The organism is Peribacillus sedimenti (assembly GCF_046237635.1).
Taxonomy (GTDB): Bacteria; Bacillota; Bacilli; order Bacillales; family DSM-1321; genus Peribacillus; species Peribacillus sedimenti.
Map to the genome: position 1 here is coordinate 541,983 of NZ_CP143547.1, position 15,518 is coordinate 557,500.

Annotated in this window: 8 protein-coding genes and 1 rRNA gene (1 of these 9 only partly in view); 8 read left to right on the plus strand and 1 reads right to left on the minus strand. The window is 43.9% G+C overall.

What is annotated here, in order from left to right:
* Positions 1–882: 882 nt before the first annotated feature.
* The 4 genes from abc-f (at position 883) to V1500_RS02800 (ending at position 5,785) form a co-directional block, all read left to right on the plus strand.
* The gene (abc-f, locus tag V1500_RS02785; RefSeq protein ID WP_409304116.1) at positions 883–2,811 is read left to right on the plus strand and encodes a ribosomal protection-like ABC-F family protein; all 1,929 of its coding nucleotides are present in this window, start codon (positions 883–885) and stop codon (positions 2,809–2,811) included.
* Positions 2,812–3,013: 202 nt separating this feature from the next.
* Positions 3,014–3,265, plus strand: coding sequence for a hypothetical protein (locus V1500_RS02790; RefSeq protein ID WP_409304117.1), 252 nt, complete (start codon positions 3,014–3,016; stop codon positions 3,263–3,265).
* A gap of 440 nt (positions 3,266–3,705) precedes the next feature.
* The gene (locus V1500_RS02795) at positions 3,706–4,755 is read left to right on the plus strand and encodes an LLM class flavin-dependent oxidoreductase (RefSeq protein ID WP_409304118.1); all 1,050 of its coding nucleotides are present in this window, start codon (positions 3,706–3,708) and stop codon (positions 4,753–4,755) included.
* A 223-nt stretch (positions 4,756–4,978) separates the two neighbouring features.
* Positions 4,979–5,785, plus strand: coding sequence for a hypothetical protein (locus V1500_RS02800; RefSeq protein WP_409304119.1), 807 nt, complete (start codon positions 4,979–4,981; stop codon positions 5,783–5,785).
* A 98-nt stretch (positions 5,786–5,883) separates the two neighbouring features.
* Here the strand turns inward: V1500_RS02800 and V1500_RS02805 are convergent, their stop codons facing one another.
* The gene (locus V1500_RS02805) at positions 5,884–9,255 is read right to left on the minus strand and encodes a glycosyltransferase (protein ID WP_409305900.1); all 3,372 of its coding nucleotides are present in this window, start codon (positions 9,253–9,255) and stop codon (positions 5,884–5,886) included.
* 677 nt (positions 9,256–9,932) lie between these two features.
* Here V1500_RS02805 and V1500_RS02810 point away from each other — a divergent pair.
* From V1500_RS02810 to V1500_RS02825, 4 genes are all read left to right on the plus strand, one after another.
* Positions 9,933–10,769, plus strand: a complete 837-nt coding sequence (locus V1500_RS02810) for an EamA family transporter (RefSeq protein ID WP_409304120.1) — start codon at positions 9,933–9,935, stop codon at positions 10,767–10,769.
* 277 nt (positions 10,770–11,046) lie between these two features.
* Positions 11,047–12,543, plus strand: coding sequence for a glycerophosphodiester phosphodiesterase family protein (locus tag V1500_RS02815; RefSeq protein WP_409304121.1), 1,497 nt, complete (start codon positions 11,047–11,049; stop codon positions 12,541–12,543).
* Between the two features lie 173 nt (positions 12,544–12,716).
* Positions 12,717–13,502, plus strand: a complete 786-nt coding sequence (locus V1500_RS02820) for an SDR family oxidoreductase (protein WP_409304122.1) — start codon at positions 12,717–12,719, stop codon at positions 13,500–13,502.
* A gap of 577 nt (positions 13,503–14,079) precedes the next feature.
* A 16S ribosomal RNA gene (locus tag V1500_RS02825) occupies positions 14,080–15,518 on the plus strand (it continues 111 nt past the right edge of the window).

Here is a 15,518-nt window from a genome sequence, read left to right on the forward strand (position 1 = left end):
AGCCAAAAACATAATTTCATAGACTGAATGCTGGTGTGGGAGCCGAAATATATGGTGTTATGCTCGAACTCTGGGTCTTTATGCTCGAAATTACTGGATTTATGCTCGACCTCACAGCTTTTATGCTCGAATTATCGAAATCATGCTCGAACTCCACCTGCCAAAACGGCTGTACTGACTGATTGTGGGAATGCTTTTTTATGTATTATGCTTTAAACCACTCTTTGTGTTGATGAACCATATTTATGTTATTTACAAAATTATGCAAAGATGAGATAATTAAGGAAATTTTGGAGGAGGGAAGTAAGTTTATGATGCCAACTAATTGCTAATATTAATTTTTTAAAAAATTAATATGGGTTTTCGTAATGAGTGTTAGTGCCTAGTTTTAATAGGTTTATTTGTTATGCTCTTTATGGAATAACGGCAATTTAGAAGGTAACTTACTTACTGAATCGAGATTATAATTTATTCGGATGTTTCATGTGAAATATTCCGACTAGGCATTGGCATAAGGGGATCGGTTGTTAAACGTGAACGTTTTTGCCTGGGCTTGCTTGCTATAAATTATATTCATGCGCATACAGACCGTAAGAAGCGACTATCTTCTTGCGGTCTTTTTGATTTTAGATCAGCAAAAGTATTTGAGTTTAAGAGGAGTTTATCATACGCCTATACGTCTACTGGGGTAATCCGTAATAACTATGATGGACGCATGACGTTGAGTTTTTATCATTCAGTTTCAGTTATAGCTGACCAGCTGCCTGGCAGTTTGGTCCGGCGTCCTTCCTCACACGCACTTTTGCTTTTGTGATCGTAATAGCCTTCTGTAGCCAGTCCATAAATGCATAACTTTCCACTATGATGAAAGAGGGGAGTTTTATGTTCGAGTTAAGGGTACATGCTCTAAAAAAATATATGGATGCAACGCTGGTTCTTAAAAATATTAACTTTGAAGTGTTCGAAGGGGATAAGGTCGGAATCGTGGGTGCAAATGGAAGCGGAAAAAGCACGATCCTCAAGTTGATTGCGGGGATAGAACCGATGCATTACTATCCGGGTTACCCGCAAACGTCAAGCCCAGGGTATGATGAAGGTCTGATTCATATGCCGCGAGGAGCGACGGCTGCCTATCTTGAGCAAATGCCAGACTATCCAAAGGGCTTACAGGTCATTGATGTGCTGAGCCTTGCCTTTGAGGAGATTGACGGCATTGAGAGTCAGATGCGTGAGCTAGAGGAAAACATGAAAACACGGGAAGATGCGGCACTGGAAAAAGCGCTGCAGAAATACAGCGATTTGGTTCAATTATATGAAGTGAAGGGCGGGTACGACCGGGAAGAAAAGCTGGGCCGGGTCTGCACAGGACTGAAGTTTAATGAAGCCTTTTTGAGAAGGGATTTTGATTTATTGAGCGGCGGCGAAAAAACCACGGTCGGTCTAGCGAAGCTCCTCATTCATAATCCAGACATCCTGCTGCTCGATGAACCTACCAACCATTTGGATATGGATTCCATAGAATGGCTTGAGGGCTATCTTAAGAACTATAAGGGAATCGTCATCATCGTCTCCCATGATCGATATTTTCTTGATAATGTCGTAACGAAAATCGTGGAAGTAGAGGATATGGAATCAATCAGCTACAAGGGAAACTATTCATCCTATGTCAGCCAAAAAGAAGAAAATATGCGGATTCAATATGAGCATTTCCGTGAGCAGCAAAAGAAGATCAATAACATGGAAAAGACCGTCATGAGTCTGAGGGATTGGGCGATGAGGGCCGATAATAACAAATTCTTCAGAAGAGCCGCCAGCATCCAAAAAAAGCTCGACAAAATGGAGCGGATCGACAACCCCGTTTTTGAGAAGCGGAATATGAGGCTGGATTTCAAAGCCGCTCAGCGATCCGGCAATGAGACCATCAAGGCGGTCGGCGTTTCCAAAAGCTATGAAGATAAAGTTATTTTACAGAATGCCGATGCCATGATTCTCTATGGAGAAAGAGTGGGGCTGATCGGTCCCAATGGGAGCGGCAAAACCACCTTCCTGAAGATGCTTTTAGGAGAGGAGCATCCGGACAGTGGTGCAGTGGAACTCGGGGCTAATGTGTTGGCTGCCTATTTACCCCAGAACATTACGTTTGAAAATGAGGAGCAGACGGTGTTGGAGGCATTTAGGGAAGGTATTTCCCTGCCGGAAGGAAAAGCTCGTGAATATCTGTCGAAGTTCATGTTTTACAAAAAGAGTGTCTTTAAAAAGGCAGGGAATTTGTCAGGAGGAGAGAGAATCCGGCTGAAGCTTGCCATGCTGTTATACCAGGATATTAATTTATTGATACTTGACGAGCCGACCAACCATCTTGATATCGATTCCATCGAAACGCTCGAGGAAGCTCTCGAGGACTTTAAAGGAACGATTTTCTTCATATCTCATGACCGATATTTTATAAATAAAATCGGTGAAAGAGTCATCGCGCTTGAGGACCATTCCTTGAAGAGCTATCCCGGAAATTACGATTATTATAAAAATGTTAAAAAAGAGGCAAGCGTCCAGGAGACGATACCGCCGGTGAGTAATCGTCAACAAGGTAAGAAACAAAGAAATAGACAGGAAGGGGTCAATAGGGAAGCGGAAAAGGAGAAAGCTCTCGCAAGAATCGAAGGCCTAGAACATGAAATAAAGGAAATAGATGCGGAGATGGCTGGCGAGCAAATGGATTATGAAGAACTAAATAAGCTGTACCGAAGGAAGGAACGTTTAAATCATGAACTGGAGGCTGCCTTGGAGTTATGGTTGAGTTTTAGTAATTAAGATTTTGGTTAAAAGGCAGTCGGAAGTATTCCAGTCTGCCTTTTTTTCATCTAAATGCCATTGAGAAAATGCTAGACTAGGCCTTTTCAAGTAAGTAAAGATAGCATAAAAAAATCGACAACATGCAAAAAATTTGTTGCAAAGTCCTTTGAAAATGACCTCCTAAATTCTGGTATGATGAAACAGGAAGGAAGTGGATGCCATGAAAAAACAACAAGCGGATTTTCTTGGGCTATCAGGGGAATATCACAAAGTCGCTGAACAAAAGGTGCTTATATCTAAGGTTGTTCTCGATAAGATGAAAGAACAGGGACTGACGATTCCAGAAGTAGCATCGAGCATTGAATCCGTGGATGAAGAAGATATCAAACATATTTTAATGGGACAAAACTATGAACTTGATACATTGCTACGGTTGACCAATCATTTAAGCATTGAATTTAATATAGAGTAATTACTTCTGCTACTGATTCGGGACCATTTAGGGTGCTCCCATATAAACAATATAGCCAGTGGTGAGGGTTTGGGAGAATGAATAGTCATCCTAATGCGTGTACTAGCAAAAATAAAATAAGTGTCAGTGTTAAATCTAGTAAATAATGGTGGAGCTGATTTGGATGCAAATGCTCATAACCAATATCTTTCTTTCAAGAAGCATAAGATAAGTCTTATGCTTCTTCTTGTTTTTTGAATAAATTCGGTTTCAAATTGAGAGATTTTCACACGGTGAGAGTTAATCATGTCTTGGATTGGAGTAAGCCATTGGTTTTAGCTGAAAATATCGTAATGAATAAATCTCGAATATGAGGTATAGTAAAATAAATTGGTATATATATGAAGTAATACTTGGAAATTTCATGTCGACATCATACGAAATCCAGGAGGAATGATTAAATGGAGATAGGAATCAGTACATTTGTAGAAACAACGCCGGATGTGAGAACAGGGGAGGTAGTGAGCCATGCCCAGCGATTGCGTGAAGTCGTCGAGGAAATTGTGCTTGCAGACCAAGTCGGATTGGATGTATTCGGGGTTGGGGAGCATCATCGCGAGGATTTTGCCGCATCCTCTCCAGCTGTTGTGCTGGCTGCTGCAGCGGCCCAGACGAAACGTATCCGGCTGACTAGTGCGGTGACCGTACTTTCCTCTGCGGATCCAGTCCGCGTATTCCAGGATTTCGCCACGCTTGATGGCATTTCGAATGGGCGCGCTGAAATCATGGCTGGCCGCGGTTCATTCATTGAGTCGTTTCCGCTGTTTGGCTACGATTTACAGGACTATGATGAGCTTTTTGAAGAGAAGCTGGAATTGCTGCTGCAATTGCAAAAGTCCGAATACGTGACCTGGTCAGGTAAACACCGGCCGGCCATTAACAATCGCGGAGTGTATCCGCGTCCAGTGCAGGATCCGCTGCCAATATGGATCGGAAGCGGCGGCAACAGCCAGTCGGTCGTCCGCGCAGGACTGCTCGGACTTCCATTGGTCTTGGCCATCATAGGAGGACGTCCAGTCCAATTCGCTTCACTTGTTAAGTTATATCAACGAGCGGCGGCCCAAGCTGGCCATGATCTATCCAAATTGCCGGTTGCGTCCCATTCACACGGCTTCATTGCCGAGGACGACGAAACTGCTGCAGAGAAGTTTTTCCCTCCTACTCAACAGGTCATGAATGTGCTGGGAAGAGAACGAGGCTGGGGCCATTATGACCGGGCGGCATTCGATGCTGCACGGAGCTTTGAAGGTGCACTATATGTCGGTAATCCAGAAACCGTGGCTCAAAAGATCATTCACCTTCGAAAGAATGTTGGCGTCACACGGTTTATGCTGCATGTACCGGTTGGCAGCATGCCGCATGCGGATGTCATGAGAGCAATTGAGCTATTGGGGAAAGAAGTGGCCCCGATCGTTCGTGAAGAAGTAGCCAAATGGGAAGCGGAGCAGTAAACGAATCACCCACTATGCAAATTGTGTTGTCAGGAAGAAAGACAACAGACATTATTCCATAAAAATATCTAACTACTAGAAGACCGGCAATATCTATAACCATGGAGAAGTATGAATAATCAAAGGGCACCTGAAAATTTGTTTTATACATACCCCCATAATACATTTTGTTTCGTTCGTATTGTGTGAGTACGACCATATCAAAAAATATGAGGGGAACTATATGAAAAAAGCAACCAAGGGAGCCCTTGCCATGGTAGTAGCGGGAGCAGTTACGTTTTCTATCAGCAGCGCCCTGTTAGTGGATCCAATTCCCAAAAAAATAATAGAAGAAAATACTTTAATCAGGTCTGGGGACCAAGAGAAAACGGCTGTAAACAAACAAGCGGAAAAACCGGTAGCAGAACGAACGTACATAAATAAAATGAAAGCCGGTGCGAACGTGCTTTCTGAGGATAAGAGTCTGGAAAAGACAAGCAAGGCTAATGTAGCTGCTCCAGCTGTTAAACGAAATACGGAAACGTTCAGCAAAAATAATAATACAATAATCCGTACAAGTGAGAAGATCAACAAAACGTCTTCAAAAACAACTTTGGCTGCAAGCGGCACAAAAGCACGAACCACAGTGACTGTCTCCAGCGCGACGGGTACCCGCCCAACAAATACAGCCTCAGCGCCTGCTTCAAAATTGATGCCTGCTACTAGCACAAAGGCACCAACGACGACGGCTTCATCAAAGCCGACCGGCACCAATAAAACCAGCACAGCTGCAGCGCCTACTTCAAAACCGGCGCCTTCGGCCAGCACAAAAGCTCCAGTAACGACAACTGCATCGAAGCCGACCAGCGCGAAAACGACCAATACAAAACCAACCCTTGCTGCAAAGAAGGCTGCAGCTGCCCCGAAAGGAAATGCTGATAAAAGTACAACCCCAGCCGCAGCAAACCGAGGACAGCAAGTTTCGCAAGCCGCCAAAGAAAAAGCCGCCAACAAACCGGATAAAGAAGAAAATAACGGAAAGAAAATGTAGAGATATCAAAAGGGCCACCAAATGCAGGTGACCCTTTTTCTATAACGAATTTAGGTACTATCTAAAAGGCCTTCCTAAAAAGGGAAGACCTGTACAAGTCATGCAGATTCCTTGATATCCATAATTGAGTTTTCCTGAGTAACGTTCCCTTTTCGTTTTAGTTTACCCCAGCCAACTGTTACTCCTTTTACCGCCGAGATAATCGATTTTATCACCACATAAGTCATAAGCTGTTTGTACAGGATTCGCTGCAAAAACAATGAAACAAGTGGTCTGGGACTTTCTCTCTCCAATCGGAACGCATATAGGGAAGTAAAGAAATCGAGCAAGTAGAAAAGAATAAATCCAATGGCTGCTTTTCCAGGACTTGCCGTAAACAGGGCAATAACAAACAATATATCCGCAATAGGCGATATGGTTTGATAAATATATTGGAAAAGCCACATGTTTGGCAGGGCGATATACCCTAAGGAGTGATGCTTTCTATTGAATAAAGCTTCGCGATGCTTCCATAAGCATTGCAATGTCCCATAAACCCATCGGTAACGCTGTTTTGCCAGACTTTTAATATCCTCCGGCACTTCCGTAAAGGCATAAGCCTTTTCTTCGAATTCGATCTTTTTCCCGTTCCGTAACAGCGTAAGGGTGATATCCGTATCCTCTGCCAATGTATCTTCTTTATAGTATCCGGCTTCAACTACAGCCGTCTTTCTCCAGGCTCCGATTGCGCCTGGTACAACCGTAATGCAATTGAGGGCTGCAAAGGCCCTTCTCTCCAGGTTAAAGCCTGTCACGTATTCGATATGCTGCCAGTTTGTAAGGAGGTTCCCTTTATTGCCGACCTTTACATTTCCGGAAACAGCAGCAACTTCTTCATTTTTAAAATGGCTTACAAGCAATGAAATGGCATTCTCAGCGATTAGTGTATCCGCGTCAAGAGCGACAATGATTTCCCCCTTGGCTTCTTTAAAACCAAGATTAACAGCGGAAGATTTTCCCCCATTGGGTTTTTTTATCAATCGTACGAGAGGGTGGTTAGCATAAGTTTCTTGAACCGCCTCAGCAGTACCATCCTTTGATCCATCATCGACAATCAGTATCTCGAAGTTTGAGTAGTCGCTCGATAAAATAGAATCAACGGTCTTGCAGATAACTTTTTCTTCGTTATAAGCAGCGATCACCACACTTACAATAGGTGTATAATCAGGGTCGATTTCGGTTTCTTTATACTGTTTTACCTGTCTTCTAGAAAGGAAAACAAAAAGAATCAGCCGCAGGATGCCCAAAGCGATAGCTGAGTAGAACAGGAAGCTTAACCCAAAATGCCAGCCTTTCAAAAGCTTGAATACAGCCTTGTCATACACAAAATAAGGGCTGTCCTTTTCTGCCGGCGGCATAATCTGTTTACCATTTTTTTCGATTAGGTCGGCAACGGTCGTAAATGTGTAACCGCGTTTTTTCAGTTCTTTAATAACAATAGGCAGTGCTTTTACAGTATTGGACCGGTCACCGCCGGCATCGTGAAATAAAATCACATTACCTTCAGGAAGCTGGGCCAATACCCTATTCACAATTTCTTTGCTGGAAGGTTTCTGCCAATCGTCAGAATCGATTAATTCGCCGACCATGGTATACCCCATATCCTCGGCTTGTAAAACGGGAAGCTGTTCACGCCGTGTACCAAGCTCCGGATCGGCTGCATACGTAGGACGGAAAAGGGTCATCGAATGTCCTGTCATTTCCTGAAATAACCGCTGATTGGCATTTAGCTCCATTTTCATTTGTAATGGTGTAATGGAAGTCACATCAGGATGCGTAAACGTATGGTTCCCAATTTCGTGGCCTTCCTTATGCATCCTTTTAATGATTTCTGGATTCAGTAAAGCATTCTGTCCGACTATAAAGAAGGTACCTTTGGTATCATTCTTTTTCAAAATATCCAATATTTGAGGGGTGAATGTTGGATCCGGGCCATCATCAAAGGAAAGCACAACTTCCTTCGTCTTGGATTTGCCATACCGGGCAACCTCAAGAGGCTTGGGCAGCTGTACATAGGTTTCGGTCTGTATCATTCCATGTGCACCCAGTTGGACAGTTCTTTTCCCTTTTTCTGATCGAGATAAGATCTTTAAAATCTCTCCGTCCCCTCTATAATGCACAGCCTCAGGGCTGCCAAGCGTTTTAAGGACATCGGATGGATTCTGCATTTCCTTCGGTTTATTGATGTAACTCCAGATAGAAGGATCCTCAGAACCGAGACGCCAGACTGCTATTCCGGTCGATTCGCTATCTATCGCCAGCCTCATTTGGTTATAGAATGTAGCAGCATCTAAAAACCACACAACATGGTTTGTTTCGTTTCGTTTATATCGTATATAAGGGTTCCCCGTTTGTTCATTCCAATGGACCTTGAGGCTGGAAGTGTTTCCTAAAGCCATGATATCAGGAAATGTCATCGCAGCTGCGGGTTTGGTCGAGTTTTCTTCCCAGTCATAGCCATAGCTTCCCAAGCTAACAATCAATTTTTCCGCAGGGATGTTAAGTTGGGCTAAGTTCTCTTTTACCCAACCAGCTGAAGCTACAGGTCCAGGTGTGCTCAAGGCGTGGTGCTGGTCATAAAGCATGACAATCATTCGGTCAGTGCTGGCCGCTAAAGAAGGATAGTCAAAACTATCATTGTTCGGCGGAACGTCCACGGTGACCATGAGGCCATGCTGGTGAAACGCCTTATATACCTTAGCCATAAAATCAGTGAAATTATCTTTGTCCTTTGGATTGATTTCTTCAAAGTCAATGTTAATGCCATCAAAGTCATTTTCCCTCACATGAGCCAGCATATCTTGAATAAAATGATCCTCTGCGCCGGGAACAGTAAACAACTGGTGCAGCAGGTCGCCATCCCATTTATTATTAATAAAATTAGTGACCAATGGAAGAATCTTCACATCATGAGCTTTTGCCTCTCTGACGATGGAGGTGTCCTTGCTGGATTTTAGGCTTAGACCTGGAGTAAGCTGCAGCCATTCCGGAACTAATGTTGTAATGGAATCTACATTCTTTTTGAATGAACTTTTGCTGTTTTCGTCCCAATTAACGTAAAAACCATACACTTCTTGTTTAGTCGTTATTTGTTCTTTATTCAATAAACCCATAGTTCTTGGAACAACATGGGGCGTATCCGCCTTTTGAAGCTGTGAAGCAAGCTCCTTTTCAGTGAAACTATCATGTATCGGCTCAATCCCGCTTGTTGTGTTGCTTTTATTCATTTGAAGCTCAGGAAATTCTGGATTCGTATTCAGACTTTGAATAAAGAAAGCCGCTACTAAAACGATTAAGGCAACAAACCCTGCACCCATTCGTTTGATAATGGCCCAGCGTCTTTTCGCAGGATCAAGGAATACATGTTCCTGGTTTGCCTGCGACTTTTTCAGCCCTAGATTGTAAAACCAGTGGAAGAAAAAATAACAGATCAGGCCAATCAAGCCTCCGAACACCCCTGAAGCAACGGTCTGTGAAGATTGCAGATTCGTTATAATGGATGATAACAGGCCGTACTCTTCAAATGACCCTATGTCCAGATAAGGCAGATTACGAATTTTAGGAATAAAAATAGTAATCCACGTTCCCAGGAATAAGGCGATAATATTAAGACGAAATATAAGTGAAAAAACAAACAATAATGGAATTCTTACACTATCTAAAGGCAAAAAGGCCAGAAAAAACCCAACTGTACTTGCCACTGCTCCGGCATTGCCAGTGACAGGTGCAAATAAGGCTCTGACAATCCACCTAAAAACACGATTCAAAATAGCTTCCTCCCCACACGTGTAATGTCGTCGAAAAGTATGTAACTGGATTTTTATAGAGTAATCTATACATAAATAATCTGCGTAGCTGAAAGTCCCGATTTCGACATAAAAATGACTACCAACAAAAACTTAGGCGCTCTTGTTCAAATTCTGGGGGTAGGCGAAATAATATCTTCTTTTTTCTAATGGAAATTGAGGATAATTAAGTAAAAATGAATTGATGTAGAGCTGATTCGATTTTTGAAACCTCTTGCCAAAACAATGAAAAAACGCATTGTGAATATTCTGATAAAGTTTTAAAATGAGAGATGAATTAATAGGGAGAGAAGGATTGCAGCATGTGGATCGCCGCAGCATTGGTCACAACCTTAAGCTTTGGAATGAATAATACGATTTTTAAATGGAGTACGGGGCATGGCCTTTCAAAAGTACATATTCAGTTTTACTTTTATGTAACAGCTTTTATGCTTACGCTTGGTTACGGAATTTCGGTCGGGGCTTTACGATTTAACTACCTGGCTATGATTCTTGGCGGACTGATTGGGATTTTAAATGCCAATGGCAATATTCAAATGTCCAAGGCATTTGAAAAAGGTCCTGCCAGTCTCACGTCGCCACTGGTAGGAGCGAATGCCATTTTTCCAATCCTTGGGGCAGCCATGATATTTCATGAAAATATCACCCTTCTTCAGTGGGTTGGAATTACGGTGATTCTAGGCTCCGCCCTTATGATTCAATATTCACCGGGAACAAACCGACGCATAGAATATGGCCCATGGATCTTCCGGGTGCTTTTAGCCATTCTATCATTCGGCGTTCTGGGAATTTTAATGAAGACTACTTCGTATTTGGAGATCAGTTCACTTAATACCCTGATTTGTATGTATGGAGGCGGAAGCTTGTATTTGGGGCTAGCGAGCTTCAGGGAAAAGGAAAACTGGAAACGGTCCGAACTAAATGTCGGGTCACTGGTCGGATTGGTGAGTGTCATTGGGTACAGCTGCTATTTCTACGCCCTGCAGGAAGGGGCTGCTAGCATTATCTTTCCGATCGTCAGTTTGAATTGCCTGGTGGTGATTTTGGCAGGATGCTGGGTCTTTAAGGAAAAATTAAAACCATATCAGCTTGTTGGGATTTTCTCGGCGCTTCTTGGCATTATTTTTACGAAAATATAATGATAAATGCTAACAAGGCTTTTATTTTATTTGAGCAGATATAAAAAAGAATAGACTTTCAGGAGAAGTGTGGTTTTTCACTTCTCTTTTTATTTTAGTGGAAAATTAATGGAGGTGAAAAACAAGTAATTGCCGAAGCCTTTGCCATTAAGATAAATCCTCCTTCAATTCCCACTTAAGTAGTGCTGGTAAATAATAGACTTGGTGAAACTCTGTTTACCATTACTATATCAGAATATTATACTAGGGCTGGAATACTAGTAGGGGGATTATTTAAATGATAAAATTAACTCCACGTCTGAGGGCGCTGGGTAAATTAGCGATGGCCAGTGTCTTCGTCTCATGCCTTCTTCTTGCACCTGAGAAAGGCCATGCAGCAACTAATTTAAGACTCTTAAAGACTACAACTTTATATGATAGTGCCACAACCAGAAGTAAATCGGCAGGAAGGCTTTCCCCCCAGACGGTGACTGTATTGAAGCAAAAAGGGTCCTGGTACCAAATCAAGACCTCTATCGGTCCAAAATGGGTCTTTGTTGCACCTAGGCCTACAGTTACAAAGCCCGATGGAACAAAAACAGTGAACATGAAGGTTAAACTGCGTAGCCGCACGGCTGCTTATAATGCACCAGTCAAATCTTCACGGCCGGTAACGTATTTCTCTCCCCAGACCGTTAAAGCAGTTGGAGAGTATCAGGAATGGTTCTTGATTTCAACCAGCGTCGGCCCCAAGTGGATTCATAAAGGAACCACTGATAAATCCAATGCTGCCGTCAACAAGAATCAATCCGTAACCATGCCGTCGGATATGAAAAAACTCAATGAGACAGTCAGGCTGGTCAGCCGTACTGCAGCATACAACTCGCCATCCAAATCAGCTCCTATTGTCAGCTTTTTTGGGGTCCAATCTGTAAAGGCGATAGGTGTTTATCACGATTGGCTGCTGATTTCCACAGGTATAGGACCGAAGTGGATACATATGGAAACTACGTCCAAGTGGACTAAAACCTCGCTTGGGAACACATCGGTCATTGCCCATGGCTTTGGGGGTATTGGCGGCTATCGTGTCCTCAATACGATCGATGCATTGCATTACAATTATGGCCGAGGAGTTCGTGTGTTTGAGGTTGACTTGATCATGACTTCAGATAATCGGCTTGTAGCAAGGCATGACTGGAACGCAAACCATTATGCTTTCCTTGGGCAAAAGCATCCAGCGGTCGCCGGTCCGATTCCGTATTCGGAAGTAATGTCGCTCAAGATCCACGGGAAATATAAATCAACCTCTTTTGAGGACATCCTTGCTGCCATGCAGAAGTATCCTGATATCATGATCGTGACGGATACAAAGCTGGGGGACAGGGCAAGTACAGAAAAAGCATTTTCCTATCTGGTTAAGAAGACAAAAGCGGTGAATCCTGCCTTGTTATCACGGATTGTACCGCAAATATATAATCAGCCGATGCTCGGTTACATCAACAAATACCATCGTTTTGACCATGTTATTTATACCTTGTACCAGGAGTCACGCAATTTATCTGAAACTAATATCATTAATTTTTCCAAAAAGAATGGGATCGATGCAGTGACATATCCTGATACGAGATACAAATTTTATGGTGCGGATTTTGCGAAGAAGTTAAACACTGAGGGATTAAGCAGCTTTGTTCATACGATTAATGATGAAAAATTAGCGGCTACATTTAAAAAAGATGGAATTACCGGTGTATATACTGATTACCTTTTGTTTGATGGGATCAAGTATGTCCGTTGAAAATTAAAGGGATTTTATAAAAGAGGTTCTCCAGTTTGTATCAATGCAAACTTGGGGAGTCTCTTTTTTATATGGGTGTTGTAGTTATGCTATTACGCATTTAAGCCTTGGTTTATATTTATCGCTGATGGGAAGAACATGGGGTAGACACATGATCATAGGAGGTATGCGATATGTACAAAACGATTTTCATTACCGGTGCAGGAAGCGGGCTTGGAAAAGGAGCGGCAATCGGTCTTGCAAAGAAAGGCTACCGAGTGATCGCAACTACGGAAATAACATCCCAACAGACGGATCTTATGCGGGAGGCGCGTGACCAGGGGCTCGACATGGAGGTATTCAAAATGGATATCACTAACCCGCGGGATCTAGAACAGATGGAAAACTATGATTTTGATGTGTTTGTGGCGAATGCTGCCATCAATGAAGGAGGACCGCTCGCGGAGGTGCCGATGGACCGGTTTCGTGCACTGTTTGAGGTAAATGTTTTTGCCACGTTAGAAACGGTTCAAATTGCAGCAAACAAACTCGTTAAAAAGGGGAGCGGCAAGATTGTTTTTATGAGTTCCATGGCAGGGATTGCGGCGACACCCTATGTGGGTCCTTACACGGCAACAAAGCATGCGATCGAGGGAATAGCCCAAACCTTGAAAAAGGAGCTTGAGGAGTTTGGAGTGAAGGTGGCAACCATTAATCCAGGAGCGTTCGATACAGGGTTCAACGATCGAAGTGCCGAAGAAAAGTGGAAATGGTACGATGAAGAAAAGAACTTCACACGGAAAGAACCGATGATCAAGCAAGAAGAAAGATTAAAGAAACAGTTTGACCCAGAAGACATGATTCAGAAGATGATCGAAATCATTCCGGCTGAACAGCATAAGTTCCGCACCGTCTATCCAGCTGAGACAGAAAAACAGCTTAAGAAAACAGAGCAGGAACTGTGGGACATGGAAATCTGATTTCCGTTTTCAAAACAGACGAAAAGCAGGAGGATTTTCACAGCCTCCTGCTTTTTTTCGTATTTTCCTTATGCTTTTAATGAAGAAACTTGTATTTTAAAAGGATAACATTGCGATATACAATTTACTATAGATGAAACTTTTCAACAACAGACCCTTTAACATAACCAGATGACTATTCGGGATTTGGGTAGCTAATTAAAAAAGTGTTGAAAGATGGTTGACGTCATCTCAAATCCGTTGTATGATAACTGAGTCGCTTTTTTAAGTGACAGAAACAAAAGAACTCACACTAAATGTTCTCAAGAAAAAAATAAAAAAGATTTTTCGTAGAAGTTGACAACTAATAAACAACATGTTATATTAATAAAGTCGCTTCTGAGAGAAATGGCAGATGAGATTGCTCTTTGAAAACTGAACAAAACAAGCGCCAGATTCTTGTTTCTTCTATAAGAAATAAGACGTCTAAATAATAGTGAGTACACACTTTAAAAGTACAAGAGTTAAGGATCATCGGCTAAGATCGTCACGTCCTGTGACAACGCCGATGTTAGCACATCCATGTGCGTCACAAATTCTATCGGAGAGTTTGATCCTGGCTCAGGACGAACGCTGGCGGCGTGCCTAATACATGCAAGTCGAGCGGACAGAAGGGAGCTTGCTCCCGGAAGTCAGCGGCGGACGGGTGAGTAACACGTGGGCAACCTGCCTGTAAGACTGGGATAACTTCGGGAAACCGGAGCTAATACCGGATAGGTTCTTCCCCCGCATGGGGGAGGATGGAAAGACGGTTTCGGCTGTCACTTACAGATGGGCCCGCGGCGCATTAGCTAGTTGGTGGGGTAATGGCCCACCAAGGCGACGATGCGTAGCCGACCTGAGAGGGTGATCGGCCACACTGGGACTGAGACACGGCCCAGACTCCTACGGGAGGCAGCAGTAGGGAATCTTCCGCAATGGACGAAAGTCTGACGGAGCAACGCCGCGTGAGCGAAGAAGGCCTTCGGGTCGTAAAGCTCTGTTGTCAGGGAAGAACAAGTGCCAGAGTAACTGCTGGCACCTTGACGGTACCTGACCAGAAAGCCACGGCTAACTACGTGCCAGCAGCCGCGGTAATACGTAGGTGGCAAGCGTTGTCCGGAATTATTGGGCGTAAAGCGCGCGCAGGCGGTCCTTTAAGTCTGATGTGAAAGCCCACGGCTCAACCGTGGAGGGTCATTGGAAACTGGGGGACTTGAGTGCAGAAGAGGAGAGTGGAATTCCACGTGTAGCGGTGAAATGCGTAGAGATGTGGAGGAACACCAGTGGCGAAGGCGACTCTCTGGTCTGTAACTGACGCTGAGGCGCGAAAGCGTGGGGAGCGAACAGGATTAGATACCCTGGTAGTCCACGCCGTAAACGATGAGTGCTAAGTGTTAGAGGGTTTCCGCCCTTTAGTGCTGCAGCAAACGCATTAAGCACTCCGCCTGGGGAGTACGGCCGCAAGGCTGAAACTCAAAGGAATTGACGGGGGCCCGCACAAGCGGTGGAGCATGTGGTTTAATTCGAAGCAACGCGAAGAACCTTACCAGGTCTTGACATCCTCTGACTTCCCTAGAGATAGGGCGTTCCCCTTCGGGGGACAGAGTGACAGGTGGTGCATGGTTGTCGTCAGCTCGTGTCGTGAGATGTTGGGTTAAGTCCCGCAACGAGCGCAACCCTTGATCTTAGTTGCCAGCATTCAGTTGGGCACTCTAAGGTGACTGCCGGTGACAAACCGGAGGAAGGTGGGGATGACGTCAAATCATCATGCCCCTTATGACCTGGGCTACACACGTGCTACAATGGATGGTACAAAGGGCAGCGAAGCCGCGAGGCCGAGCCAATCCCATAAAGCCATTCTCAGTTCGGATTGCAGGCTGCAACTCGCCTGCATGAAGCCGGAATCGCTAGTAATCGCGGATCAGCATGCCGCGGTGAATACGTTCCCGGGCCTTGTACACACCGCCCGTCACACCACGAGAGTTTGTAACACCC